At 71.7% G+C, this 25,608-nt stretch carries 25 protein-coding genes; 18 read left to right on the plus strand and 7 right to left on the minus strand.

Annotation, left to right across the window (positions count from 1 at the left end):
* Positions 1–136: 136 nt before the first annotated feature.
* From ACI1MP_RS25545 to ACI1MP_RS25605, 13 genes are all read left to right on the plus strand, one after another.
* Positions 137–3,340: a PDZ domain-containing protein gene (locus ACI1MP_RS25545; RefSeq protein ID WP_404869551.1), complete on the plus strand. Its 3,204-nt coding sequence runs from the start codon at positions 137–139 to the stop codon at positions 3,338–3,340.
* A gap of 92 nt (positions 3,341–3,432) precedes the next feature.
* The gene (locus ACI1MP_RS25550) at positions 3,433–3,786 is read left to right on the plus strand and encodes an HIT domain-containing protein (RefSeq protein ID WP_043913922.1); all 354 of its coding nucleotides are present in this window, start codon (positions 3,433–3,435) and stop codon (positions 3,784–3,786) included.
* Between the two features lie 3 nt (positions 3,787–3,789).
* Positions 3,790–4,707 carry a ribonuclease Z gene (locus ACI1MP_RS25555; RefSeq protein ID WP_404869552.1) on the plus strand — a complete coding sequence of 306 codons (918 nt, stop codon included), beginning with the start codon at positions 3,790–3,792 and terminating at the stop codon, positions 4,705–4,707.
* A gap of 174 nt (positions 4,708–4,881) precedes the next feature.
* Complete coding sequence (locus tag ACI1MP_RS25560; protein ID WP_100585727.1) at positions 4,882–5,985, plus strand: PhoH family protein; 1,104 nt, start codon at positions 4,882–4,884, stop codon at positions 5,983–5,985.
* 14 nt (positions 5,986–5,999) lie between these two features.
* Positions 6,000–6,494 (plus strand): rRNA maturation RNase YbeY, encoded by a 495-nt coding sequence (ybeY, locus tag ACI1MP_RS25565; RefSeq protein WP_043913920.1) that lies wholly within the window; start codon positions 6,000–6,002, stop codon positions 6,492–6,494.
* Between the two features lie 13 nt (positions 6,495–6,507).
* Positions 6,508–7,836, plus strand: coding sequence for a hemolysin family protein (locus tag ACI1MP_RS25570; protein WP_189270427.1), 1,329 nt, complete (start codon positions 6,508–6,510; stop codon positions 7,834–7,836).
* A gap of 115 nt (positions 7,837–7,951) precedes the next feature.
* Complete coding sequence (locus tag ACI1MP_RS25575) at positions 7,952–8,191, plus strand: hypothetical protein (RefSeq protein ID WP_157815491.1); 240 nt, start codon at positions 7,952–7,954, stop codon at positions 8,189–8,191.
* Positions 8,191–8,730 (plus strand): DUF4383 domain-containing protein, encoded by a 540-nt coding sequence (locus tag ACI1MP_RS25580; protein WP_189270426.1) that lies wholly within the window; start codon positions 8,191–8,193, stop codon positions 8,728–8,730. Before ACI1MP_RS25575 ends, ACI1MP_RS25580 begins: the two co-directional genes overlap by 1 nt.
* Positions 8,731–8,813: 83 nt before the next feature.
* A complete protein-coding gene (locus tag ACI1MP_RS25585) occupies positions 8,814–9,800 on the plus strand; it encodes an aldo/keto reductase (RefSeq protein ID WP_404869553.1) in 987 nt (328 codons plus the stop codon).
* Between the two features lie 98 nt (positions 9,801–9,898).
* Positions 9,899–10,252 carry a cytidine deaminase gene (locus ACI1MP_RS25590; protein WP_100585730.1) on the plus strand — a complete coding sequence of 118 codons (354 nt, stop codon included), beginning with the start codon at positions 9,899–9,901 and terminating at the stop codon, positions 10,250–10,252.
* Between the two features lie 95 nt (positions 10,253–10,347).
* Positions 10,348–10,509, plus strand: a complete 162-nt coding sequence (locus tag ACI1MP_RS25595; protein WP_157815492.1) for a hypothetical protein — start codon at positions 10,348–10,350, stop codon at positions 10,507–10,509.
* Positions 10,510–10,556: 47 nt separating this feature from the next.
* The gene (gene era / locus ACI1MP_RS25600; protein WP_369880022.1) at positions 10,557–11,489 is read left to right on the plus strand and encodes a GTPase Era; all 933 of its coding nucleotides are present in this window, start codon (positions 10,557–10,559) and stop codon (positions 11,487–11,489) included.
* An 82-nt stretch (positions 11,490–11,571) separates the two neighbouring features.
* Positions 11,572–12,285: an alpha/beta fold hydrolase gene (locus ACI1MP_RS25605; protein WP_100585731.1), complete on the plus strand. Its 714-nt coding sequence runs from the start codon at positions 11,572–11,574 to the stop codon at positions 12,283–12,285.
* A gap of 36 nt (positions 12,286–12,321) precedes the next feature.
* Here the strand turns inward: ACI1MP_RS25605 and ACI1MP_RS25610 are convergent, their stop codons facing one another.
* Positions 12,322–12,588: a protealysin inhibitor emfourin gene (locus ACI1MP_RS25610; protein WP_100585732.1), complete on the minus strand. Its 267-nt coding sequence runs from the start codon at positions 12,586–12,588 to the stop codon at positions 12,322–12,324.
* A gap of 376 nt (positions 12,589–12,964) precedes the next feature.
* On the opposite strand from ACI1MP_RS25610, the gene leuA reads away from it, so the two are divergent.
* From leuA to ACI1MP_RS25630, 4 genes are all read left to right on the plus strand, one after another.
* A complete protein-coding gene (leuA, locus tag ACI1MP_RS25615) occupies positions 12,965–14,749 on the plus strand; it encodes a 2-isopropylmalate synthase (RefSeq protein WP_043913907.1) in 1,785 nt (594 codons plus the stop codon).
* 403 nt (positions 14,750–15,152) lie between these two features.
* Positions 15,153–15,698 carry a TerB family tellurite resistance protein gene (locus tag ACI1MP_RS25620; RefSeq protein ID WP_380335426.1) on the plus strand — a complete coding sequence of 182 codons (546 nt, stop codon included), beginning with the start codon at positions 15,153–15,155 and terminating at the stop codon, positions 15,696–15,698.
* Between the two features lie 235 nt (positions 15,699–15,933).
* A complete protein-coding gene (gene recO / locus ACI1MP_RS25625) occupies positions 15,934–16,680 on the plus strand; it encodes a DNA repair protein RecO (RefSeq protein WP_043913904.1) in 747 nt (248 codons plus the stop codon).
* Between the two features lie 2 nt (positions 16,681–16,682).
* Positions 16,683–17,516, plus strand: a complete 834-nt coding sequence (locus ACI1MP_RS25630; RefSeq protein WP_100585736.1) for an isoprenyl transferase — start codon at positions 16,683–16,685, stop codon at positions 17,514–17,516.
* Positions 17,517–17,648: 132 nt separating this feature from the next.
* Here the strand turns inward: ACI1MP_RS25630 and ACI1MP_RS25635 are convergent, their stop codons facing one another.
* The 4 genes from ACI1MP_RS25635 to ACI1MP_RS25650 all read right to left on the minus strand — a co-directional run bounded on the left by ACI1MP_RS25635 (position 17,649) and on the right by ACI1MP_RS25650 (position 21,076).
* Positions 17,649–18,071, minus strand: coding sequence for a Fur family transcriptional regulator (locus tag ACI1MP_RS25635; protein ID WP_043913902.1), 423 nt, complete (start codon positions 18,069–18,071; stop codon positions 17,649–17,651).
* 35 nt (positions 18,072–18,106) lie between these two features.
* Positions 18,107–19,126 carry a metal ABC transporter permease gene (locus ACI1MP_RS25640; protein WP_404870832.1) on the minus strand — a complete coding sequence of 340 codons (1,020 nt, stop codon included), beginning with the start codon at positions 19,124–19,126 and terminating at the stop codon, positions 18,107–18,109.
* On the minus strand, positions 19,126–19,953 hold the full coding sequence (locus tag ACI1MP_RS25645) for a metal ABC transporter ATP-binding protein (protein ID WP_404869554.1): 828 nt from the start codon (positions 19,951–19,953) through the stop codon (positions 19,126–19,128). The genes ACI1MP_RS25640 and ACI1MP_RS25645 overlap by 1 nt, the downstream gene beginning before the upstream one ends.
* A 163-nt stretch (positions 19,954–20,116) precedes the next feature.
* Positions 20,117–21,076: a metal ABC transporter substrate-binding protein gene (locus ACI1MP_RS25650; RefSeq protein WP_380335420.1), complete on the minus strand. Its 960-nt coding sequence runs from the start codon at positions 21,074–21,076 to the stop codon at positions 20,117–20,119.
* Between the two features lie 401 nt (positions 21,077–21,477).
* Between ACI1MP_RS25650 and ACI1MP_RS25655 the strand changes: the two genes are divergently transcribed.
* Entirely contained in the window at positions 21,478–22,860 is a 1,383-nt protein-coding gene (locus ACI1MP_RS25655; protein WP_380335417.1) for a glycine--tRNA ligase, read from the plus strand.
* 193 nt (positions 22,861–23,053) lie between these two features.
* Here the strand turns inward: ACI1MP_RS25655 and ACI1MP_RS25660 are convergent, their stop codons facing one another.
* Positions 23,054–23,788, minus strand: a complete 735-nt coding sequence (locus ACI1MP_RS25660) for a hypothetical protein (protein WP_404869555.1) — start codon at positions 23,786–23,788, stop codon at positions 23,054–23,056.
* A gap of 1,215 nt (positions 23,789–25,003) precedes the next feature.
* On the minus strand, positions 25,004–25,579 hold the full coding sequence (locus ACI1MP_RS25665) for an NADAR family protein (protein WP_404869556.1): 576 nt from the start codon (positions 25,577–25,579) through the stop codon (positions 25,004–25,006).
* Positions 25,580–25,608: the final 29 nt, after the last annotated feature.

Genomic DNA, 25,608 nt, shown 5'->3' on the forward strand with positions numbered 1-25,608 from the left:
ATGACCTGCACTTGATCGCGACCTAGCGGACGTGGTGTGCGCTTGTCGCGCAGTTCCCCGCGCCCCTGTCCTCGCACCCCTCCGCTCTCGCGGAAATTGCCCCTCACCCCTGAGTTCGCACCCCTATGGTGGCCGGGTGACCGATTCGACGCGCGGGTATCTGCGCCACCCCCATCTGCATGGTGACGTTGTCGCCTTCGTTGCCGAGGACGATGTCTGGCTGGCTCCCGTCGAGGGTGGGCGGGCCTGGCGGTTGACGGCGGATCAGGTGCCGGTCGGCACCGTGCGCATCTCGCCGGACGGCCGGACGGTGGCGTGGACGTCGCAGCGGGACGGGGCGCCGGAGGTGCATGTCGCGCCGGCGGCCGGCGGGCAGGCGCGGCGGTTGACGTACTGGGGGAGCCCGTTCACGGCGTTGGTGGGGTGGAGCGGCGACGGGCGGCCGATCGCGATCACCACCGCGGGGCAGGAGACGATCCGCCGGACGTGGGCGTTCGCGGTGCCGTTGGACGGCGGCGAGCCGGAGCGGCTGCCGTACGGGCCGATCGGGTCGCTGGCGTTCGAGGCGGTGCCGGCGGGGGCGACCGGTGGGCGGGTGCTGCTGGGGACGCACAACCGGGAGGCCGCGCACTGGAAGCGCTACTGGGGCGGCCGGGCGGGCAAGCTGTGGGTCGGCGGGGCCGAGTTCGAGCGGCTGCACGCCGGGTTGGACGGCCAGCTGGAGTGCCCGATGTGGGTGGGCGACCGGGTGGCGTTCCTGTCCGACCACGAGGGGGTCGGGCGGCTGTACTCCAGCCTCCCGGACGGCACCGATCTGCGGGCGCACGGCCCGGCGGACAGCGGGTTCTACGCCCGGCAGGCGTCCACCGACGGCACCCGGGTGATCTGGCAGAGCGCCGGCGACCTGTGGCTGCTGGACGACCTGGAGGGCGCCGAGCCGCGCCGGCTGGACATCGACCTGGCGGGTCCGCGCAGCAGCCGCCGACCGCACCCGACCCGGGCCGACGGGCAGGTGGAGTCCGCGGCCGCGGACCGGACCGGCCGGGCCGCCGTGGTGGTGGTGCGCGGCACCGTGCACTGGGTGACGCACCGCGAGGGCCCGTCCCGGGTGCTGGACGAGACCCCGGGGGTGCGCAACCGGCTGGCCCGGGTGGTGCCCGGCGAGGACGGCGCACAGGGCGCGGTGTGGGTGACGGACGCGGACGGCGACGACGCGATCGCGTACGCGCCGTCGGTGCTCGGCGCGGAGCGGCGCCGGCTGGCGGCCGGGCAGCTCGGCCGGGTGCTGTCACTGACGGTCTCGCCGGACGGGCGGCAGCTCGCGGTCGCCTCGCACGACGGCCGGCTGCTGCTGGTGGCGCTCAGCGACGGCGCGGTGCACGAGCTGGCGCGCAGCGGCGAGGGCGAGGTCAGCGGGCCGGTGTTCAGCCCGGACTCGGGCTGGCTGGCCTGGTCGCAGCCGGTGCTCGGGCCGTGGTCGCTGCGGCAGATCATGCTGGCCGACCTGACCTCGCGCACCGTCAGCGAGGCCACCCCGCAGCGGTTCCACGACTATTCGCCCGCCTTCACCTCGGACGGCAAGCACCTGGCGTTCCTGTCGGTGCGGAACTTCGACCCGGTGTACGACGAGCACGTCTTCGACCTGTCGTTCCCCGGTGGCACCCGCCCGTTCCTGCTGACGCTGGCCGCCGACACCCCGTCGCCGTTCGGGCCGCAGCGGGCCGGGCGGCCGGTCGGCGGCGAGGACGAGGACGGCAAGGACGGCGACAAGGGCGAGTCCGGGGCGCCGACCACCAAGGTCGACCTGGAGGGCCTGGCCGACCGGATCGTGGCGTTCCCGGTGGCGGCCGGGCGGTTCGGTGCGCTGCGGGCCGCGAAGGACGGCGTGCTGTGGGGCCGGATCCCGTTCAGCGGTGAACTCGGCGACAGCGCCGCCTCGTTGGACGACACCCCGGCCGGGACGGCGCTGGAGCGCTACGACCTGAAGAAGCGCAAGGTGGAGGAGCTGCTCACCGGCGTCGACACGTTCGCGGTCTCCGCCGACGGAGCCCGGCTGGCGGTGCTGGAGGACGGCAGTCTGCGGATCGTCCCCGCCGACCAGAAGGCCGACGACAGCGAGGACACCGAGGTCGACCTGGACCGGGTCCGGGTCACCGTCGACCCGGCCGCCGAGTGGCGGCAGATGTTCGACGAGAACGGCCGGCTGATGCGCGACAACTTCTGGCGCGCCGACCTCGGCGGCGTCGACTGGGCGGGTGCGCTGGCCCGCTACCGTCCGCTGGTGGACCGGGTGGCCTGCCACTCGGACCTGGTGGACCTGCTGTGGGAGACGGTCGCCGAACTCGGCACCTCGCACGCCTACGTGATGCCGCCCGGCCGGGGCGTCGAGGCGGCCCGCCGGCAGGGCCTGCTCGGCGCGGACCTGGTCCGCGACGGCGAGGTGTGGCGGGTGGCCCGGGTGGTGCCGGGCGAGTCCTCCGACCCGCGGGCCCGCTCCCCGCTGGCGGCGCCCGGCGCGGCGATCCGCCCCGGCGACGCGGTCCTCGCCGTCAACGGCCGCCCGGTCGACCCGGTGACCGGCCCCGGCCCGCTGCTGGCCGGCACCGCCGACCAGCCGGTCGAACTGACCGTCAGCGGCAAGGACGGCGGCGAGCGCCACCCCGTGGTGGTGCCGCTGGACGACGAGGAGGCGCTGCGCTACCACGACTGGGTGGCCGGGCGGCGGGCCGCCGTCCACGAGCTGTCCGGCGGTCGGCTCGGCTACCTGCACGTGCCCGACATGCAGAGCGCCGGCTGGGCGCAGCTCCACCGCGACCTGCGGATCGAGATGGCCCGCGAGGGCGTGGTGGTCGACCTGCGGGAGAACCGCGGCGGCCACATCTCGCAGCTGATCGTGGAGAAGCTCGCCCGCCGGATCGTCGGCTGGAACCGCGGCCGCGACCTGGACCGGCCCGAGCCGTACCCGGTGGACGCCCCGCGCGGCCCGGTGGTGGCGGTGGCCAACGAGTTCTCCGGCTCGGACGGCGACATCGTCAACGCCGCGATCCAGGCGCTCGGCATCGGCCCGGTGGTCGGCACCCGCACCTGGGGCGGTGTGATCGGCATCGACAACAAGTACGACCTGGTGGACGGCACGGTGGTCACCCAGCCCAAGTACTCCAGCTGGCTGGAGGGTTACGGCTGGGGCCTGGAGAACGGCGGCGTCGCCCCCGACGTGGAGGTGCCGATCACCCCGCAGGACTGGGCGGCGGGCCGCGACCCGCAGTTGGAGACCGCCGTCCGGGTCGCTCTGGAGTCGCTGGCCGTCACCCCGGCCAAGGTCGCGCCGCCGATCGACTGAGGCAACAGGGGGGCGCGGGTCCGCCGTGGCCCGCGTCCCCTCCCTGTAAGGTCGACGTCACCAGTGACGGGTGTTCAGAAGGAGTGCGGGAGATGGCCGGGGAGCCGCAGGCGGACTGTGTGTTCTGCAAGATCGTGTCGGGGGACATCCCGGCGACGGTGGTGCGCAGGGGCGGGCGGACGCTGGCGTTCCGGGACATAAACCCGCAGGCGCCCACCCACCTGCTGGTGATCCCGCACGTGCACCACGCCAACGCGGCCGAACTGGCCGCCGCGGAGCCGGAGATCGCGGCGGAGCTGCTGGTCGAGGCGGGCGAGGCCGCGAAGGGCGAGGGCCTGGAGTCGTACCGGCTGATCTTCAACACCGGCGCGGACTCCGGTCAGACGGTGTTCCACGCGCACGTGCACGTGCTGGGCGGGCGCAAGCTCGCCGAGGGGCTGGTCTGAGCGTTGTCGCAGCGTGAACTCGTCGTCCTCGGCACGGCCAGCCAGGTGCCGACCCGGCACCGGAACCACAACGGGTACCTGCTGCGCTGGGACGGCGAGGGGCTGCTGTTCGACCCGGGGGAGGGCACCCAGCGGCAGATGCTGCAGGCCGGCGTGACCGCCACCGGGATCACCCGGATCGCGGTGTCGCACTTCCACGGCGACCACTGCCTGGGCCTGCCGGGCGTGGTGCAGCGGATCAACCTGGACCGGGTGCCGCACCCGGTGGACGCCTACTACCCGGCGTCCGGCCAGGTGTTCTTCGACCGGCTGCGGCACGCCAGCGTCTACCACGCCACCGCCGACCTGCGGGAGCGCCCGATCGCCGGGCCGGGTCCGCTGGAGGCGCCGGGCGCGCCGTTCGAGCTGTCGGCGGTGCGGCTGTCGCACCCGGTGGAGTCGTTCGGCTACCGGCTGACCGAGCCGGACGGCGTCCGGCTGCGCCCCGAGCGGCTGCGCGAACTGGGCCTGCGCGGACCGCTGGTGGGGCAGTTGCAGCGCGACGGCCGGGTCGAGGTGGACGGCCGGACGGTGCTGCTGGCGGAGGTCGCGGAGACCCGGCCCGGGCAGCGCTTCGCCTTCGTGATGGACACCCGGCTGTGCGACGGGGTGGCCGAACTCGCGGAGGGCGTCGACCTGTTGGCGATCGAGGCGACCTTCCTGGAGGCGGACGCCGCACTCGCCGAGGAGCACGGCCACCTGACCGCCGCGCAGGCCGCCCGGGTGGCCGCCGAGGCGGGGGTGCGCCGACTGGTGCTGACCCACTTCTCGCAGCGCTACCCGGACCTGCAGGCGCACCGCGCGGAGGCCGAGAAGCACTTCGACGGCGAGGTCGTGATCGCCGAGGACCTCGCCAGGATCCCCGTCCCGCCGCGCCGTTGAGCGCCCCCGGGGCGCACGACGGCGGAAAACCGCTCGCACATCGGGGCGACAGCCTCCACCATCGAAGCCGCCGCGCCGCTCCGGCGAACATGCGCGCGGCGTACCCTGGTGGCCTGGAGAGCACTGGCCACACGACACGACGGATTGGGATGAGGCAGGCCGTAGCGCCGACCCATGACTGACACACCGCAGACCCGCACCGACGGACAGCGGCGCCCCGATGCGGCGGCCGCCAGCACCCGGATAGTCATCCCGGAGAAGCACCCGATGGTCACCCTGCTGGGTGCGGCCGACTCGCTCCTGCGAGTGATCGAGGGCGGCTTCCCGGATGCCGACATCCATGTCCGAGGAAACGAGGTGACGGCCACCGGCTCTCCTGCCGAGGTCGCGCTCGTCAAGCAGCTCTTCACCGAGATGATGCTGGTGCTGCGCACCGGCCAGCCACTGACGGAGGACGCCGTGGAGCGCTCCATCACCATGCTCAGGAGCGCCGCCGAGGACCCGGCCCACCCGGCCCCGTCCGAGGTGTTCACGGCGAACATCCTGTCCAACCGGGGCCGCACCATCCGCCCCAAGACGCTCAACCAGCAGCGCTACGTCGACGCCATCGACAAGCACACCATCGTCTTCGGCCTCGGCCCGGCCGGCACCGGCAAGACCTACCTGGCGATGGCCAAGGCCGTGCAGGCGCTGCAGGCCAAGGAGGTCAACCGGATCATCCTGACCCGGCCGGCCGTCGAGGCGGGGGAGCGGCTGGGCTTCCTGCCCGGCACCCTCTACGAGAAGATCGACCCCTACCTGCGGCCGCTGTACGACGCGCTGCACGACATGATGGACCCGGACTCGATCCCGCGGCTGATGGCCGCCGGCACGATCGAGGTCGCTCCGCTGGCGTACATGCGCGGCCGCACCCTGAACGACGCGTTCATCATCCTCGACGAGGCGCAGAACACCTCGCCCGAGCAGATGAAGATGTTCCTGACCCGCCTCGGTTTCAACTCCCGGGTGGTGGTCACCGGCGACACCAGCCAGATCGACCTGCCGGGTGGCACCCGCAGCGGTCTGAAGGTGGTCCAGGAGATCCTGGTCGACGTGCCCGACATCCACTTCTCGGTGCTGACCAGCACCGACGTGGTGCGGCACAAGCTGGTCGGCCGCATCGTCGACGCGTACGAACGCTGGGACGCCCGGCAGGAGGCCGAGGAGTCCGGCGACCGCAAACCCGTCCAACGGCGGGGCGCCCGGGCGCCCCGGCAGTCCCATCGCACCGAAAGCTGAGTACTGAGCCCTCCATGTCGATCGACATCGCCAACGAGTCCGGGTGGGACATCGACGAGGAGTCCATCCTCGACGTCGCCCGCTACGCCCTCGACAAGATGCGGATTCACCCGCAGTCCGAGCTCTCCGTGATCCTCTACGACAGCGAGTCGATGGCGGAGCTGCACGTCCAGTGGATGGACCTGCCCGGTCCGACCGACGTGATGTCCTTCCCGATGGACGAGCTGCGTCCGGGCAAGGAGGGCGAGGACCTGCCGGAGGGCCTGCTCGGCGACATCGTGCTCTGCCCCGAGGTGGCCCAGCAGCAGGGCCTGGCCGCCCCGACCAAGCACTCCATGGACGAGGAACTGCAGCTGCTCACCGTCCACGGGGTGCTGCACGTGCTCGGCTACGACCACGAGGAGCCCGACGAGGAGCGCGAGATGTTCGCGCTGCAGAAGCGGATCCTGGACGACTGGCGGGCCGGCCGCGGGCTGACCGGGCTGTCGCCCGCGCCGACCGTCCACTGAGGGCCGGCCGTCTGTGAGTGGTGAGAGTACGACCTTCCTGATCGGGGCGCTGCTGCTGGTGGTGCTCGGCTGGCTGGCCGCGTGCGCCGAGGCGGGGATCTCCCGGATGTCCCGGTTCCGTGCGGAGGAGGCGGTCCGCTCGGGCCGCCGCGGTTCCGGGCGGCTGCTGACGCTGGCCTCCGACAACATCCGCTACCTGAACCTGGCGACGCTGATCCGGGTGGCCGCGGAGATGGCCGCCGCGGTGCTGGTCACCGTGGTGTGCGTGCGCAGTTTCCAGCAGACCTGGCTGGCCGTGCTGGTGGCGTTCGCCGTGATGGTGCTGGTGTCGTTCGTCATGGTCGGGGTCTCCCCGCGCACGATCGGCCGCCAGCATCCGCTGAGCACCGTCACCGCGGCGTCCTACGTGCTGCTGCCGCTGGCCCGGATCCTCGGGCCGATCCCGCGGCTGCTGATCCTGCTGGGCAACGCGCTGACGCCCGGCAAGGGCTACCGGGAGGGCCCGTTCGCCTCCGAGGCGGAGCTGCGGGCACTGGTCGACCTCGCCGAGAAGGACGACCTGATCGAGGACGAGGAGCGCCGGATGGTGCACTCGGTCTTCGAGCTGGGCGACACCATCGTGCGCGAGGTGATGGTGCCGCGCACCGACCTGGTGATGATCGAGCGGCACAAGACGGTCCGTCAGGCGCTCACCCTGGCGCTGCGTTCGGGCTTCTCGCGGATCCCGGTGGTCGGCGACAACGAGGACGACGTGGTCGGCATCGTCTACCTCAAGGACCTGGTGCGGCGCACCCACATCAACCGGGACGCCGAGTCGGAGCAGGTGGACTCGGTGATGCGCCCGGCGGTGTTCGTGCCGGACTCCAAGCCGGCCGCGGACCTGCTGCGCGAGATGCAGCAGATGCGCTCGCACGTGGCGATCGTGATCGACGAGTACGGCGGCACCGCAGGCCTGGTCACCATCGAGGACATCCTGGAGGAGATCGTCGGCGAGATCACCGACGAGTACGACCGGGAGATCGCCCCGGTCGAGGACCTCGGCGACGGCTCGTACCGGATCACCGCCCGGCTCACCGTGGAGGACCTCGGCGAGCTGTTCGGCATCGAGCTGGACGACGAGGACGTGGAGACCGTCGGCGGTCTGCTCGCCAAGTGCCTGGGCCGGGTGCCGATCCCCGGCTCGTCCTGCGAGGTGCCGGTACCGGAGGGCAGCGGGCTGGCCGCGATCAGCCTGACCGCGGAGAGCTCCGCGGGCCGCCGCAACCGGATCGGCACCGTGGTGGCCGCGCCGGTGTGGGCCGAGGAGCACGTCGAGGAGTCGGCCGAGGAGCACGCACCGTAGTTCCCCGTACGCGCAGCGGGCCCTGGACGGGCCGTCCCAACCGGCTTGCCGGGTCGGACGGTTCGGCCCAGGGCCCGTTTGCCTGACCGCCCGGGGCGCGCCGACCATGGGAGACATGGCACATCTACTGCGCGCGGAATACGGCCCCACCGGGCCGGCCGGCGGGGTGGCCAGGTGGCATGTGGTCCGTGACACCGACCTCTCGCACGGCATGTGCGGCGCCGAGATCGCCTCGGACGCCGAGAGCAAGCCGGAGGAGGCCTGGGGCACCGGGCTGCACTGCTGCCAGCAGTGCGGGTCGCTGTACCTGCACGAGGTGCCGTTCCTCCGGTCCGACCATGCGGGGAGGACCTGATGAGACTCCACGACGAACTGCCGGTCGACCACCGGCTGGGCCAGGTGTACCGCTACGGCGCCGGACTGGGCGGACTGTTCCTGGTGGCGTTCGGCATCCTCGGGCTCACCGGCGGCAGCCCCGGCTTCATCGACACCACGGGCAAGCAGGTGCTGGGCATGTCCAGCAACGGCGCGCTGAGCGTGCTGTCGCTGGTGGCCGGCGGAATCCTGATCCTGGGCGCGATCATCGGCGGCAACACCGCCTCCGACATCAACATGATCATGGGCGTGCTGTTCGTGCTGGCCGGCTTCGTCGGCCTGATGGTGCTGGACTCCAGCGCCAACCGGCTCGCCTTCCACATCGGCAACGTCGTCTTCAGCTTCATCTTCGGCTTCGTGATCCTGACCTTCGGCATGTACGGCCGGGTCAGCAGCCACCTGCCGCAGGACAACCCGTACTGGAAGCGGCGGCACGAGCACGACGCCGAGCGGCCGGACGGCCCGCCGGTGCTGGTGAAGGTGCTGCGCCCCGGTCCGCCGAACCCCACCGGGCACTGATCGTCCCGTCGTAGAGTGAGCTGTCATGGCCCGACGGATCGTCAGATCCGTTGGGCCGCAGCACGCTTGGACGGGGAGACAGGATGACGGAGCGCATGCTCGGGGCGCTGGCCGGATCGTCGATCGGGTTCGGGGCGATGGTGCTCTCGCCCGGTGTGTACGGCGAGATCGACGAGCAGCGCGGCCGGGCCGCCCTGCACGCCGCGGTCGACGCCGGCGCCCGGATGATCGACACCGCGGACGGTTACGGCCGCGGGCACAACGAGCAGCTGATCGGCCGCGCCCTGGCGGGCCGGCGCGACGAGGTGGTGCTGGCCACCAAGTTCGGCCTCTGCATCCCGGAGGGCGCCGAGGCGCACCGCTTCCCGGTGCACTTCGCGTTCGAGGAGCTGGCGGTGAACTGCGAGCCCGAGTACGTGCGCGGCTACGCGGAGCAGTCGCTGCGCAACCTCGGCACCGACGTGATCGACCTGTACTACCCGCACTTCCCGGACCCGCAGGTGCCGTTCGAGGACACCGTCGGCGCGGTCGCCGAACTCGTCGCGGCCGGGCTGGTGCGGCACCTCGGGCTCTCCAACGTGACGGCCGCGCAGCTGCGCGCCGCGCACGCGGTGCACCCGGTGGCGGCGGTGCAGGTGCAGTGGTCGATGTGGCAGCCGATCGACCCGGAACTGCTGGCCGCCACCCGTGAACTGGGCGTCGGCGTGGTGGCCTGGAGCCCGCTCGGCGGCGGCTTCCTGACCGGCGCCGTGCAGCAGGTCGCCGAGGGCGACTTCCGGCAGAACATCGCCCGGTTCTCCGCCGAGAACCTGGCGGCGAACAACGACCGGTACGCCCCGGTGCGCGCGATCGCCGCCGAGCTGGGCGTCACCCCCGGCCAGTTGGCGCTGGCCTGGCTGCTGCGGCAGGACGACCACGTGGTGCCGATCCCCGGCAGTCGGACCCCGGCGCACATCGTGGAGAACCAGGCGGCCGCGGAGCTGGTCCTGGACGACGCCGTGCTGGCCCGGATCGACGCGGCGCTGGCGGAGTTCGTGCCGGCCGGCGAGGGTGCGCTGCTCAAGGACTGAGCCGTCGGCGAGGGGCGCTGTTCAAGGGTTGAGCCGGTGAATGGCCGAGGGTCGGGACACCCTGGCTGGCACGCCGGTGGGGCACCTATGCTCGGGCCATGACCGAGATTTCCGAGCTGGACCCCGAGGACAAGAAGATCATCACGCTGGCTCGCTCGGCCCGCGCCCGCAACGGCGTGGCCGAGGGCGCCGCGGTCCGCGACGAGACCGGCCGCACCTACGTGGCCGGGACGGTCGCGCTGGAGTCGCTGCAGCTCAGCGCGGTGCAGACGGCGGTGGCGATGGCCGTGGCCAGCGGGGCGAAGAGCCTGGAGGCGGCCGCCGTGGTCTCGGCCGCGGACGAGCCCGCGGCAGCCGACTTGGCGGCCGTGCGGGACTTGGGCGGGGCCGGGACCCCGCTGCTGCTGGCCGGACCCGACGGGACGCTGAAGGTCGCCGCCGAGGCGCGCTGAGGCCCTGCCGGGCGCGGTGTTCGCGGCCCTGGACAACCCCCTGGCCGGTGCGATAATCGCATCGGCCAGGGGGTTTCCCGGGCAGGGGAGGGGTCATGGGGATCGCCGCGTTCTTCTGCGGACTGCTGCTGTGCGTCATGGGCTTCGGCCGCTGGCACGAGACCGGATCCCCGTGGTGGCTGGCCGGCACCCTGGTGCTGCTCGCCCTGGTCCTGGTCGGCGGCATCGTGGGCGGCGGGAAGAAGAAGGCCGGCTGAACCCCCGATGGCCGGGTCGCCCCGGCGGATCGGGGACAATGGGTGCCATGAATGCCCCTTCCTCCCCGTACCGCTCCGGGTTCGCGTGCTTCGTCGGCCGTCCCAACGCGGGCAAGTCGACCCTGACCAACGCCCTGGTCGGGACGAAGGTCGCGATCACCTCCGACCGCCCGCAGACCACCCGGCACACCGTGCGCGGCATCGTGCACCGCCCCGACGCCCAGCTCGTGCTGGTGGACACTCCCGGCCTGCACAAGCCCCGCACGCTGCTCGGCGAGCGCCTCAACGACCTGGTCCGCAGCACCTGGGCGGAGGTCGACGTGATCGGCTTCTGCGTGCCCGCCGACCAGAAGCTCGGCCCCGGCGACAAGTTCATCGCCAAGGAACTCGCCGAGATCAAGAAGTCCACCCCGAAGGTGGCGCTGGTCACCAAGACCGACCTGGTCGACTCCAAGCGGCTCGCCGAGCAGCTGATCGCCGTCCAGCAGCTGGGCGCCGAGCTCGGCATCGAGTGGGCCGAGATCATCCCCGTCTCCGCCGTCGGCGACAAGCAGGTGGACCTGGTCGCGGACCTGCTGACCAAGCTGCTGCCGGAAGGCATGCCGCTGTACCCGGACGGCGACCTCACCGACGAGCCCGAGCAGATCATGGTCGCCGAGCTGATCCGGGAGGCCGCGCTGGAGGGCGTGCGCGACGAACTGCCGCACTCGCTGGCCGTGGTGGTCGAGGAGATGATCCCGCGCGAGGGCCGGCCCGCCGACCGTCCGCTGCTGGACATCCACGCCAACGTGTACATCGAGCGGCAGAGCCAGAAGGCCATCGTGATCGGCGCCAAGGGCTCCCGGCTCAAGCACGTCGGCACCACCGCCCGCAAGCAGATCGAGGCGCTGCTCGGCACCCCGGTCTACCTGGACCTGCACGTCAAGGTCGCCAAGGACTGGCAGCGCGACCCCAAGCAGCTGCGTAAGCTCGGCTTCTGACGGGACGTCGGGCCGCCGAGCGGGGCCGAACGGGCGGACCGAGCCGGGCAGGGCCGAACAGGCGGACAGGGGAGGGCCGGTCGTGAGACTGCACACCCACGAGTGGGGCGGGGGCGACCGGACCGCCCTGCTGATCCACGGCATCCAGTCCGACCACCGCACCTGGCGGGTGATCGGCCCCGCCCTCGCCGAACGCGGCTACCGGGTGATCGGCGTGGACCTGCGCGGCCACGGCGCCTCGCCGCGCGGCGAGGGCGCCACCCCCGCCGACCGGTATGGGCCCGAGCAGTTCGCCGAGGACCTCGCCGAGACCCTGCCCGCCGGGGCCGCGCTGGCCATCGGCCACTCGATGGGCGCGCTCGCGCTGTGGCGGGCCGTGGACCGGCTCAAGCCGGACCGCGCCGTCTACAGCGACCCCGCGTTCGTCTACGACCGCCCCGGGATCGGGCCGGAGCCGTTCGTCGGCTTCAAGCGCTTCGGGACCCGGCAGTTCATCACCACCATGCACCCCGGCTGGGCCGAGGAGGACGTGGACGCCGAACTCGCCGGCCTCGCCGTCTGGGACAGCGACACCGCCGTCGGCCTGTGGGCGCACCCCGAGCTGTCCGTGCTGCCGGGCGCTCCCGCCGTCCCCTCGCTGGTCCAGCTCGCCGACCCCAGCGTGCTGGTGACGCCCGAGGAGGCCGCGGAGCTGCGCCGCCGCGGCTTCGAGGTGCGCACCGTCGCGGGCGCCGGCCACTGCATCCACCGGGACGACCCGGCCGGATTCCTGGCCTCGCTGGACGGCTGGCTGTGAGACGCCCCGGGCCCCGGGGCGTCGGCCGGGCTGTCGTCAGGCGCCTTCGCGGAGTATCAGGCTGACCAACTCGCGCTGGGAGTCGGTCAGTTCGGGGTCCGCGCAGTGGACGGTGCGGCCGTCGACGGTGATCTCGTAGTGGAAGCCGTCGGGCACGCCGTACGCGGGCGCGCGCAGCCCCCCGGCCATCGCCTCGCGCGCCAGCGCGTGCACGTGCGGGGCGTCCGGGCGCTCCTGGGTGTCCATCTCGGCATACCGGAGCAGGCCGGCGAACCCGCCGGTGCGGGTGACCTGGATACGCATGGATGTCAGTGTGCAGCGCGGCGAACGGGTTTGCCGAGGCTTTTCACCAACTTGCCGCACCGGTCGGGCAGCTGTTCCGGATCCGTTGTCCCGGGCAGGTCCGGCAGCCGGACGCCGTCTCACTGGGTGGGATCGTGGCGGTGGTCACTGCGGCCGGGTCGCCGCCCGGGTTACAGTGACGACATCATGCGTATCCGGCTGCTTCTTCTTAGCTGCCGCGGCGAGGGCCTGTAGTCCAGTGAAGGCCGGCCCCCTCGTCGCGGGGAGCCGTGTTGCGCTCAGCATCAGCTGTCGCGGCGCATCGAGTCGGCCGAGTCGGGTGTCCTGATCCCCGACCGCAGACCGCCTTCGACAAGGGAAGCCGAGAGCCCCAGCCATGACCGAACAGTCCTCCGTCGCCCGCGCGTTCGTCGACCGTCCCACCCCGATCACCGCCGCGAGCGTGCAGCAGAAGCCCTCGGGGATGCCGTTCCGGCGATACGTACCCTTCGGCACCGTGGACCTGCCGGACCGCACCTGGCCGAGCAAGGTGATCACCCAGGCCCCGCGCTGGCTGTCCACCGACCTGCGTGACGGCAACCAGGCCCTGATCGACCCGATGTCGCCGGCCCGCAAGCGCAAGATGTTCGACCTGCTGGTGAAGCTGGGCTACAAGGAGATCGAGGTCGGCTTCCCGTCCTCCGGCGCCACCGACTTCAACTTCGTCCGCTCGCTGATCGAAGAGGACGCGATCCCCGAGGACGTCACCATCTCGGTGCTGACCCAGGCCCGCGAGGACCTGATCGAGCGCACCGTGGAGTCGCTGAAGGGCGCCCCGCGGGCCACCGTCCACCTGTACAACGCCACCTCGCCGATGTTCCGCCGGGTGGTGTTCAAGGCGAGCAAGGACGAGATCAAGGCCATCGCGACCGACGGCACCCGGCTGGTGATGGAGTACGCCGAGAAGATCCTGGGCGACGAGACCGTCTTCGGCTACGAGTACTCGCCGGAGATCTTCATCGACACCGAGCTGGACTACGCGCTGGAGGTCTGCGAGGCGGTGATGGACGTCTGGCAGCCCGGCGAGGGCCGCGAGATCATCCTGAACCTGCCGACCACCGTCGAGCGGTCCACTCCGAACGTCTACGCCGACAAGATCGAGTGGATGTCGCGCAACCTGTCGCGCCGCGAGTTCGTCTGCGTGTCCGCGCACCCGCACAACGACCGCGGCACCGGCGTCGCCTCCGCCGAGCTGGCCGTCATGGCCGGCGCCGACCGGGTCGAGGGCTGCCTGTTCGGCCAGGGCGAGCGCACCGGCAACCTGGACCTGGTCAACGTCGGGATGAACCTGTTCTCGCAGGGCGTCGACCCGATGATCGACTTCTCCGACATCGACGAGATCCGCCGCACCGCCGAGTACTGCAACCAGATGCCGGTGCCCGAGCGCCACCCCTACGCCGGCGACCTGGTCTTCACCTCCTTCTCCGGCTCGCACCAGGACGCCATCAAGAAGGGCTTCGACGCCCTGGAGGCCGACGCCGCCGCAGCCGGCGTCCCGGTCGGCGAGTACACCTGGGGCGTGCCCTACCTGCCGATCGACCCGAAGGACGTCGGCCGCAGCTACGAAGCGGTCATCCGGGTCAACTCGCAGTCCGGCAAGGGCGGCATCGCCTACGTGCTGAAGAACGACCACAAGCTGGACCTGCCGCGCCGGATGCAGATCGAGTTCTCGAAGATCATCCAGGCCAAGACCGACGCCGAGGGCGGCGAGGTCACCCCCGGCGACATCTGGGCGGTCTTCCAGGACGAGTACCTGCCCACCCCCGCCAACCCGTGGGGCCGGATCTCGCTGAGCGGCTCCCGCAGCCTGACCACCGAGGACGGCCGCGACGCGCTGTCCACCGAGGCGGTCGTCGACGGCACCCCCGTCACCCTGACCGGCACCGGCAACGGCCCGGTCTCCGCCTTCGTGCACGCGCTGGCCTCGATCGGCATCGACGTCCGCGTCCTGGACTACGCCGAGCACGCGCTGAGCGAGGGCGGCGACGCGCAGGCCGCCGCGTACGTCGAGTGCGCCGTGGGCGACAAGGTGCTGTGGGGCGTGGGCATCGACGGCAACACCGTGCTGGCCTCGCTGAAGGCTCTGGTCAGCGCCGTCAACCGGGCCGCGCAGCGCGACTGACCCGCCGTCGGTCGGGCCGCGCGGCGCGCGGCCCGACCTGTGGCCAACAGGCCGCGCGGAGCGGCTTGCTGACGTACCGTCAGGTAACGTCCGGGCCACGCCCGGAGGGTGTGGCCCCGGTCACAAATTTTCCCCTCGGCACCCGTTCAGGGTGCTGACACGAGCCGGTAACCATGGCAACATCGACGGACCGGAACCGGGGTCGGTGGGACGACCACGGCGTCCGGTCGCGTGACCTGCCCGTTGACGTGCAGGCCGCCTGCCATGTCTGGGGAGTGGCGCCGTGACAGGGTTGTGGGGTGTTCGCCCTCGCTGGCGGACGGATGTCCTCGGTGAATTCTTCTGCCCGGGCTGCGGCGGGGACCGCAACTACCGTCGGCAGCACGGCCGGCGGTGGCTGCGGTTGTTCGGCACCCCGGTCCTGCCGCTCGGCGGGGTGGTCCGCAGCGTCCAGTGCACCTCCTGCCGAGGCCGCCACAGCACCGAATCGCTGGAGCAGCTGACCTCCGGCCGGCTCGGCGCGATGCTCCGCGACGCCCAGTACACCATCGCCCTGGCCGCGCTCGCCGCCGGCGGCACCGGCAGCCGCAGTGGACGCGAAGTCGCCTGCGCCGTCATCAAGGAAGCCGGCTTCGACGACTGCGGCGAGGCCCAGGTGCTGGCCTCCCTCGCCGCACTCTCCGGGCACAGCGGCGGCGACCCCCTCGACGTGGACGTCGAGGGCGGCGGCCTGGCCGTCGAACTGCACGCCGCGCTCGAACCGCTCGCCCCGCACCTGCTGCTCCAGGGCCGCGAACGCCTCCTCACCCTCGGCGCGCTGGTCGCCCTCGCCGACGGCCGCTACCTCCCGCAGGAGCGGGCCGCGCTCGCCGTGGTCGGCCGCTGCCTCGACCTCGGCGCCGCGCAGGTCGACCGACTGCTGGAGGCCGCGACCCGCGCCCCGCACTGACGGCTCCGCCCTGCCGTCCTCGGCGTTCCTTGTCGTCCTGTCCGTTTCACCGTTCCGCTGTTCCCACCGAGCCGGGCCCGTACTCCCCCTCCCGGGCCCGCCGTGTCCCGCACCGCACGGGTGAATGCCCTGCAGCCCCGGTGCGGGCTCACGGCTGCGCGCCGCGGGTTCCTGCCGTCCGCCGGTGTCGAACGCGGCCGCGCTGTCGGTGGGGTACGGGACAATGGGAACCACCATGAGTCTCTTCCGCGACGACGGCATCGTGCTGCGCACCCAGAAGCTCGGCGAGGCCGACCGGATCATCACCTTCCTGACCCGCCAGCACGGCAAGGTGCGGGCGGTGGCGCGCGGCGTGCGCCGGACCAAGTCGAAGTTCGGCGCGCGTCTCGAACCGTTCTCGCACGTCGACATCCAGTTCTTCAGCCGGGGCAGCGAGCTCGTCGGCCGCACCCTGCCGTTGTGCACCCAGGTGGAGACCCTCGCCCCCTACGGCGCCCGGATCGTCGACGACTACACCCGCTACACCGCCGGCACCGCGATGCTGGAGACCGCCGAACGCTTCGCCGAGAACGAGGGCCAACCCGCCGTCCAGCAGTACCTGCTGCTGGTCGGCGGCCTGCGCACGCTGGCCGACGGCACCCACCAGTCGCACCTGGTGCTGGACGCCTTCCTACTGCGCTCGCTCGCCGTCAACGGCTACGGCGCGAGCTTCACCGACTGCGCGCGCTGCGGACTGCCCGGCCCCAACCGGTTCTTCTCCCTCCAGGCGGGCGGTGTGCTGTGCGGCGACTGCCGGGTACCCGGAAGTGCCGTACCCTCCCCTGAGACACTGGTACTGCTCGGCGCGCTGCTGTCCGGGGACTGGCGGACCGCCGACTCCTGCGAACCGCGGTACTGGCGCGAGGGCAGCGGGCTGGTGGCCGCCTACCTGCAGTGGCACTTGGAGCGGGGCATCCGCTCGATGAGATACGTGGAGAAGTGAACATGGTCGCGCGACGCCTGTTCGGCAGCAAGCGGACGTACGAAGTCCCCGCCCCGCACCCGAGCGGTGCGAAGCCGCCGAAGATCCCCGGCGACCTGGTCCCGAACCACGTCGCGGTGGTCATGGACGGCAACGGCCGCTGGGCCAAGGAGCGCGGCCTGCCCCGCACCGAGGGCCACAAGGTCGGCGAGGGCGTCGTCCTCGACGTGCTGCGCGGCTGCCTCGAGGTCGGCGTCAAGAACCTCTCGCTGTACGCCTTCTCCACCGAGAACTGGAAGCGCTCACCGGAAGAAGTGAAGTTCCTGATGAACTTCAACCGGGACGTCATCCGCCGCCGCCGTGACGAGATGGACGCCATGGGCATCCGGATCCGCTGGGTCGGCCGGATGCCGAAGATGTGGAAGAGCGTCGTCCAGGAACTCCAGGTCGCCCAGGAGCAGACCAAGAACAACGACGCCATGACGCTGTACTTCTGCGTCAACTACGGTGGCCGGGCCGAGATCGCCGACGCCGCCCTGGCCATCGCCCGTGACGTGGCCGCCGGGAAGCTCAACCCGGAGAAGGTCAACGAGAAGCTGTTCGCGAAGTACCTCTACTACCCGGACATGCCGGACGTGGACCTCTTCCTGCGCCCCAGCGGCGAGCAGCGCACCTCCAACTTCCTGGCCTGGCAGTCCGCGTACGCCGAGCTCGTGTTCCAGGACGTGCTCTGGCCCGACTTCGACCGCCGTGACCTGTGGCGTGCCTGCGAGCAGTACGCCCGCCGTGACCGCCGCTTCGGCGGGGCGGTGCCCAACGACTCGGCCGCCGGCGCCGAGGTGCCGCCGCAGCGCTGACGCGGGGCGGGGGCGGGTGTGATGCCCGCCATTCGCCCGTGGACGGCGAGGGCCCGGATCGGACTGTTCCGATCCGGGCCCTCGGTGCTGTGCTTTCGGTGCTGTGCTTTCGGTGCTGTACGGGCAGCGGTGTTACTGCGGCGTCTGCTGCTTCGCGGCACACTCGCCGCAGGTGCCGAAGATCTCCAGGGTGTGCGCGATGTCGCTGAAGCCGTGCTCGGCGGCGACCGCGTTGGCCCAGCGCTCGACCGCCGGGCCCTCGACCTCGACGGTCGCCCCGCAGTGCCGGCACACCAGATGGTGGTGGTGCCCGCTGCTGCAGCGACGGTAGACCGCCTCGCCCTCGGCGGTGCGCAGCACGTCCACCTCACCGGCCTCGGCGAGGGACTGGAGCGTCCGGTAGACGGTGGTCAGCCCCACCGAGTCGCCCCGGTGCTTGAGCATGTCGTGCAGTTCCTGCGCGCTGCGGAAATCCTCGATCTCGTCCAGAACCGCCGAGACGGCGGTGCGCTGCCGAGTCGATCGCGCGCGCGGCGACGGGCCTGCGGTGGTCACCGGGGTCCTCCTGCTGGTCGGCTGGGTTTCGCACATCATTGTGCCAGCCCCCGACTTGACAGCGTCTCCCCCGACAGCGGCGCCTTCACCGCCGTGCCCGCCGTTGCGGGGGTGGTGTCCGCTGCGTCTTCCGTGCCGTCGGCGCTCAGGCTCTGGGCGCTCAGGCCCTGGGCATTCGGGTTCTGGACGGGCAGGGCGACGTCGCAGACCGCCGGGCCGTGTTCGGCGGCGGCCCGGTGCCGGTGCCGTCGCTTGGCCAGCGGCGCGGCGATCGCGCTGAACAGGGCGAAGGCCAGGATGGCCAGGATCACGATGGTGGGGCCGGAGGGCAGGTCGGCCTCGTACGAGGTGCCGACGCCGAGCAGGGCGGTCACCACGCCGACGCTCACCGCGGCGGCCTGGGTGGCCGCGAAGGAACGCGTCAGCTGCTGGGCCGCCGCGACCGGGACCACCATCAGCGCGCTGACCAGCAGCAGGCCGACCACCCGCATGGCGACCGTCACGGTGACCGCGGCCATCACCGCCAGCAGCAGGTTGAGCACCCGCACCGGCAGGCCGGTGACCCGGGCGAACTCCTCGTCCTGGCACACCGCGAACAGCTGGCGGCGCAGGCCCGCGGTGACCGCGACGACGACGGCCGCCAGGCCGCCGATCACCGCCAGGTCGCCGGGGGAGACGGTGAGGATGGAGCCCCACAGGTAGCTCTCCAGGCTGCCGGAACCGGCCTGGCTGCTCATCGAGACCAGCAGCTTGCCGCCGGCCATGCCGCCGTAGAACAGCATCGCCAGGGCGATGTCGCCGCGCTGGTTGCCGCGCGCGCGGACCAGCTCCATCACGATCGCGCCGAGCACGCAGACCAGCACGGCCATCCAGATCGGGTTGGCCTGGAACAGGAAGCCGAGGCCGACACCGGTCAGCGCGACGTGCCCGATGCCGTCGCCCATCAGCGCCTGGCGGCGCTGCACCAGGTAGATGCCGACCGAGGGGGCGGTGATGCCGACCAGCAGGGCGGCGAGGAAGGCCCGCTGCATGAAGTCGGGTTGGAACATCTCGATCATGCCAGCAGCCCCTGGGTGGTGCGGTGGTGGTGGTCGTCCGCGTGCGGGTGGACGTGGTCGTGGCCGGGCAGCGCGTGCTGGCCGACGCCCCGCGGCGGCGGCCCGTCGTGCGCGACGCAGCCGTCGCGCAGCACCACGGCCCGGTCGATCAGCGGCTCCAGCGGGCCCAGTTCGTGCAGCACCAGGAGCACCGCGCAGCCGCGCTCCACCTCGCTGCGCAGGATGTCGGCGAGCACCTGCTGGCTGTCCACGTCGACGCCGGCCATCGGCTCGTCCATGATCAACAGGTCGGGCAGTCCGACCAGGGCACGGGCGATCAGCACCCGCTGGTGCTGCCCGCCGGACAGGTTGGTCACCCCGTCGCCGGCCCGGTCCAGCATGCCGACGGAGGCCAACGCCCGGTCCACCGCGTCGCGGTCCTTGCGACGGAACGGCAGCAGCCCGTGCTGCGGCAGCCGACCGGTGGAGACCACCTCGCGGACCGTGGCCGGCACCCCGCCGGCCGCGGTGGTGCGCTGCGGCACGTACCCGATCCGGTGCCAGTCCCGGAACCTGCGCAGCGGCCGCTCGAACAGCTCCAGGCTGCCCTGCTCCAGCGGCACTGACCCTATGACGCTCTTCACGGTGGTGGACTTGCCGGATCCGTTGGCGCCCAGCAGTGCCACCACTTCGCCCGGCCGGACGGTGAGGTCGACGCCGCGCAGCACCGGCCGACCACCGACGGTGGCGACCGCGCCCCGGAGGCTGACGACCGCCGGCCCGGTGTCCTCACCGGAGGACGGCCGCAGCCGGTCGGAGTCTGCCGTGGAGATGACAGTACTCATGGTGTTCCTCGCTCGGCTCGCGCCGCTTGGTCTCGGGTCGATCGGCCGGGTGGGGTCGGTCGGGTGGGGTCGGTCGGGTGCTCGGATGTGGGGTCGGTTCGGGTGGCCGGTGTCGTCTGTGCTGGCCGGTCCGCCGGTTGGGCGGTCGGGCCGTTCGGACCGGTCAGCTCGCGCCGAGGGCGGCCTTCAGGTTGTCGAGGTTCTGCCGCATGACCGAGAAGTAGTCGTTCTTGGTCGGCTCCTTGATCCCTTCCAGAGGATCGAGCACGGCCGTCTTCAGGCCGAGGTCGGCAGCCACGGTGTCGGCCAGCTTGGGACTGACCAGGGCCTCGAAGAACACGGTGGTCGCACCGTTCTCCTTTGCGGCGCGCTGGATCGCGGCCAGCCGGGACGGGGTGGGCTCGGCCTCCGGGTCGACGCCGTTGATCGCCACCTGGTTCAGGCCGTAGTGGTCGGCGAGGTAGCCGAAGGCGGCGTGGCTGGTGATGAAGGTCTTGGTCTTGACGTTCTGCAGACCGTCCCGGAACTCCTGGTCCAGGGTGGCCAGTTGGGCGACCACGTGGTCGGTGTTGCGCTGGTAGTCGGCGGCGTTCGCCGGGTCCACCTGGGCGAGTTCCGCGCCGACGCTCTTCGCGACCGCCGCGTACCGGGTCGGGTCCAGCCAGATGTGCGGGTCGCCGGCGGCGTCGGTGTGCTCGTGTTCGCCGTCGTGGCCGTCGGGCTCGCTGGCGCCCTCGTCCAGGTGGTGGTCCACCAGCGGGGAGGCGGCGGTGGCGTCCACCACATGCTTGGGGTGGGTCTGCGCCACGGCCTTGTCCACGGTCGGCTGCAGGCCCTTGAGGTAGATCACGGTGTCGGCCCGCTGCACGGCCGCGACCTGCTTGGCCGTCAGCTCCAGGTCGTGCGGCTCCACGCCGGCGGCGGTCAGACCGGTGACCTTGACGTGCTCGCCGCCGATCTGCCGGGCCAGGAACTCCATCGGGTAGAACGACGCCACCACGTTCAGCTTCCCGCCGTCGCTGCCGGCCGCGCTGCTGGTGCCGCCGCAGGCGGAGAGCAGGAGCGCGCCGACCGCTGTCGCGGCGGTGAGGGCTATCGAGGTCGACAGGCGGCGAATCTTCATGACAACGATTCTCATCTTATGTGGAAATGATTGTCAACTTGCGTTCGGGTGGATCGGGGTCACACTTCCGCCCCGGCGACCTTCCGCGAGCCGGTGCCGACGGTCCCGTGCGCCGCCGTCCGCCGCCTGCGCGCCGCCCGCGGGTCGGGCTGGAGCGGGACCTGGAGTGGGGCCCGGGGCGGGATCGGAGCCGGGGCCGGAGTCGCAACCGGAATCGGCACCTGTGGCCGGTGCCAACACGCCGGAACGCACACGGCTGTTCACTGCGATACGGCCTCCCGGCCGCCTGTCTGCGCCACTATCGAGTTGAATCCCGCCCCCGCATGCCCGGTACCCTGAGTTTCTTCGGGCGCGCGCAACCAGCCGCGCCCTGACCGTGCCGTCGTACTGAAGAGAGCACTGTGGCCGCCGACAAGATCGACACGATCGTCAGCCTGAGCAAGCGCCGTGGCTTCGTCTACCCCTGCAGCGAGATCTACGGCGGTACTCGCGCCGCCTGGGACTACGGTCCGCTGGGAGTCGAGCTCAAGGAGAACATCAAGCGCCAGTGGTGGCGTGCGATGGTCACCGCTCGGGAGGATGTCGTCGGTATCGACTCCTCGGTGATCCTCGCCCGCGAGGTCTGGGAGGCCTCCGGCCACGTCGCCACCTTCAACGACCCGCTGACCGAGTGCCTCTCCTGTCACAAGCGCTTCCGCGCCGACCACCTGGAAGAGGCCTACGAGGCCAAGCACAAGAAGCTCCCGGCCAACGGCCTGGCCGACATCAACTGCCCGAACTGCGGCAACAAGGGCGCCTTCACGGAGCCCAAGGAGTTCTCGGGCATGCTGAAGACGCACCTCGGTGTCACCGAGGACGCGTCCGGCCTTGCCTACCTCCGCCCGGAGACCGCGCAGGGCATCTTCACCAACTTCCGCGCCGTGCAGACCACCTCGCGCAAGAAGCCGCCGTTCGGCATCGCCCAGGTCGGCAAGAGCTTCCGCAACGAGATCACGCCCGGCAACTTCATCTTCCGCACTCGCGAGTTCGAGCAGATGGAGATGGAGTTCTTCGTCAAGCCGGGCGAGGACGAGACCTGGCACGAGTACTGGCTCGAGCAGCGCTGGAACTGGTACGTGGACCTCGGTCTGCGCACCGAGAACATGCGCTTCTTCGAGCACCCCAAGGAGAAGCTGTCCCACTACGCCAAGCGCACGGTGGACATCGAGTACCGCTTCAACTTCGGCGGTAGCGAGTTCTCCGAGCTCGAGGGTCTCGCCAACCGCACCGACTACGACCTGACGGTGCACAGCGAGGCCTCCGGCCAGGACCTGAAGTACTTCGACCAGGACGCGAACGAGCGGTACTACCCGTACGTCATCGAGCCCGCCGCCGGCCTCAACCGTGCCATGCTGGCCTTCCTGATCGACGCCTACTTCGAGGACGAGGCGCCGAACGCCAAGGGCGTCATGGAGAAGCGCGTCGGCATGCGGCTCGACCCGCGCCTGGCCCCGGTCAAGGTCGCGGTGCTCCCGCTGTCCCGCAACGCCGACCTCTCCCCGAAGGCCCGCGGCCTGGCCGCCGACCTGCGTACCGCCTGGAACGTCGAGTTCGACGACGCCGGTGCGATCGGCAAGCGCTACCGCCGCCAGGACGAGATCGGCACGCCGTTCTGCGTCACCGTCGACTTCGACACCCTCGAGGACAACGCGGTGACCGTTCGCGAGCGTGACACCATGGCGCAGGAGCGTGTGTCGCTCGACCAGGTGAAGTCCTACCTGGGCGCCCGCCTGATCGGCTGCTGACGCCGCACCACTCGGTGCATCCCACCGACTGGGCATCACCTCCGGCTCCCGGCCCGCGAATTCGAGTTCGCAGGCCGGGAGCCGCGGCGTTTCCAGCAGGGGGCGTTTCTCTTGTGCCGGGGGCGGGTGGCAGCCGCGGTGTTCACCGATGCCTGGCGTCCGCCGGTCGGTGCTTCGAGCGCCGACCGGCAGGTCAGCGGCGCTGGCGGGACCGGGAGCGGGGACGCGGCGCCGGTTGGGTCGGCAGCCCACCGGTGCGCAGCGCGGCGAACACGCTGCGGGCCCGGCTCTCCTCCAGGTCGTCGGCGGTGAACAGCAGGGTGTCGTACAGCTCGGTCGCCCCCTGGATCGCGGCGCCGAACCTGCCGATGTCGCTCGCGGACCGCAGCCGCACCAGCTCGCCGACCAGCTCCATCGCGGTTTCTTCGTTCAACTCGCCGGCGATCGCGGCGACCTCGTTGATCGGCCGACCTGCCGCCTGCCGCAGCAGGTGGCGTACGTCGTCGGTCCGCCCGGCGGCCTTCAAGTGCTGTGCCAGCTCGGCGAGTTCCTCTGCCGGTGCAGAGGCGCGCTCCCACAGCAGGGTCTGGCCGTCGGCCGACTGGCCGGACTGCTCCAGGGCGGCCAGCAGTGCCGGCAGGGCCGCCGAACTCGCCGACCACAGCGTGTGGAAGAGGTCGGCCGCCTCGTCGATCATCCCGTCGCGACGCAGTACCGCGAGTGTGGCCGCCGCGTGCTCCGGGGCGCCGGCGGAGACCGAGCGTGCCAGGTAGGTGGAGGAGCCCGTCGGGCCGTTCTCCTGGAGCAGGGTGGCCAGCCGAGCCACGTCCTCGGGCGTGATCATCACGGCCACCTGGCGCACGATGGCCGCCGACTCATGTGTGGCGCCTTGCTGGTGCAGTCCGCTGATGCGCTGCACCAGGGCCACCAGTTCCACCGTCGTCCGCGGTCGCAGCTGGCCGGACGGCGGCGTCGGGTCTTCGACGCCGTGGGGCCCGCCCTGGTTCGAGGCAGCGGGGCCGCGCCCCGGGGCGGCCGGGCTGTGTCCTGGGTCGGCGGGGCCGTGTCCTGGGGCAGCCGAGCGGAAGCGATCGCCGTTGTGGTCGACGGTCTGCGCCGCCGGGGCGGATGCCCTGCCGGCGGGTGCGGCACCTGCTGCGGCGCCGGCTTCGGAGGACCGAGGGTTCCACGCGCCGGCGGTGCCCTGGGGCTGAGCAGGGCGTTCCGCGTGCGGACGTTCCGCGCGGGGGAACTCGGCGTCGGCGGGGCGCGGGCTGCCAACGGCCTGGCCCGGTATGCCGGTTCTGGCCCAGGAGGCCTGTTCCGTCGCCGCCTCGCGGCGGTCGGCACCGAGGCGGGCACGGTTCGGAGCGGTCCCGGCGGTCGGAGCGGCGGCCCCCGGGCCCGGTCGTCCAGCGGGTACGCCGCGTCCGACGGGCGTCCCGGGGTGGTTCGCGTCGAAGCGGGCGGCGGGCGAATGCGGCCGCTGTTGAGGGATCGGAGAGGCGCTCCAGCCCGCAGGGGCGTTCGTACGCTGCTGCTCTGCGAAGCCTGTCGTGATGTGGCCCGGGTGGCGGGGCGGCTCGGCGAACCGGCCGGTCAGCAGACGGTCTTCTGCCGCCAGCAGTCGGTCACTCAGTTCGAGGCAGCGTGCACCGAGGCCTTCGCGAAGGTTCTGGGCCTGGGCAAGTTGCCGGAGCAGTTCGGGGTCGGGCTGGCGGGACGGGCGGCCGGACCCGGGGGCGTGGTCGGATTCGTGGCCGGCCCGAAGCGCTTCGCTGAGCCTGCGTTCGCGCTGTGCGGCGAACTGCCGTGCTCTGAGCAGTTCGTCCAGCTCGGCTCTGAGTGTCTGGACATCGGCCGACTCCGGCCCCCGATCGCCTACGGTCATCGCGCCCCGCCCTGGCCTTTCCACGGGGTCCCCCGATTGGCCCCCGCCACTACGACTGGTGGCCATCCTGGTGCTGCCGTACGGCGGCCACGTTACGGGAGTAAGTCATAACGTTTTCGAGACGGAAATGCGAGTGGCGATGCACCCGGAGACCGACGAGTTTTGCGGACGGCGGTCAACTGCCGTCCGACTCGCCCCACTTGCGGGGATAAGGGCCACTGTTCACAGCTGTGGAGACGGGTTGATGAGGCGTCAGTTCACCAGTCGGGCCCGCGCTTCCATCAGTGCGAAACCGAGCAGGTTCAGTCCGCGCCACTGCGACGGCGAACTCGCCCGCTCGCTGTCGGCCGCCAGCCCGATGCCCCAGATCCGGTCGAGCGGGCTGGCCTCCACCAGGACACGCGTCCCGGTGCGGAGCAGGTAGTCGCGAAGCCGCTCGTCCTGTCCGAACTTGGCGACGTTGCCTGTCACCACCAGTTCGAAGCGGTGCGCCTCCCAGACGTCCTGGTCGAAGTCCTTGACCAGACGGCCCAACTTCTGGGCCTCGGCGGGCGTCCGAGCCCGGAGGATGCGAGGGACGCTCTCCTCGTCGCCGAACAGCCGCGCCTTGCCGGCCATCATCCAGTGCTCGGCGGTGAGGTACTCGACCCCGTCGACGGTGAACGGCGACGGGGTCCACTGGCTGAAGACACCGGCCCCGATCTGCCCGTTCCCCTGCGGCTGGTGGCGCCAGAAGAACAGGTACTTGGGGCTGCTCCCGGACTCGATCGCGGCCACCAACTGTTCGCTGGTCCGTGCGTCGCTCGTAAGGATGGTCGGATTTGCCATAGCGCCATCCTTGCACCGCCGCGGCGGCC

This window comes from Kitasatospora griseola, assembly GCF_044999035.1.
GTDB classification, from domain to species: domain Bacteria; phylum Actinomycetota; class Actinomycetes; order Streptomycetales; family Streptomycetaceae; genus Kitasatospora; species Kitasatospora griseola.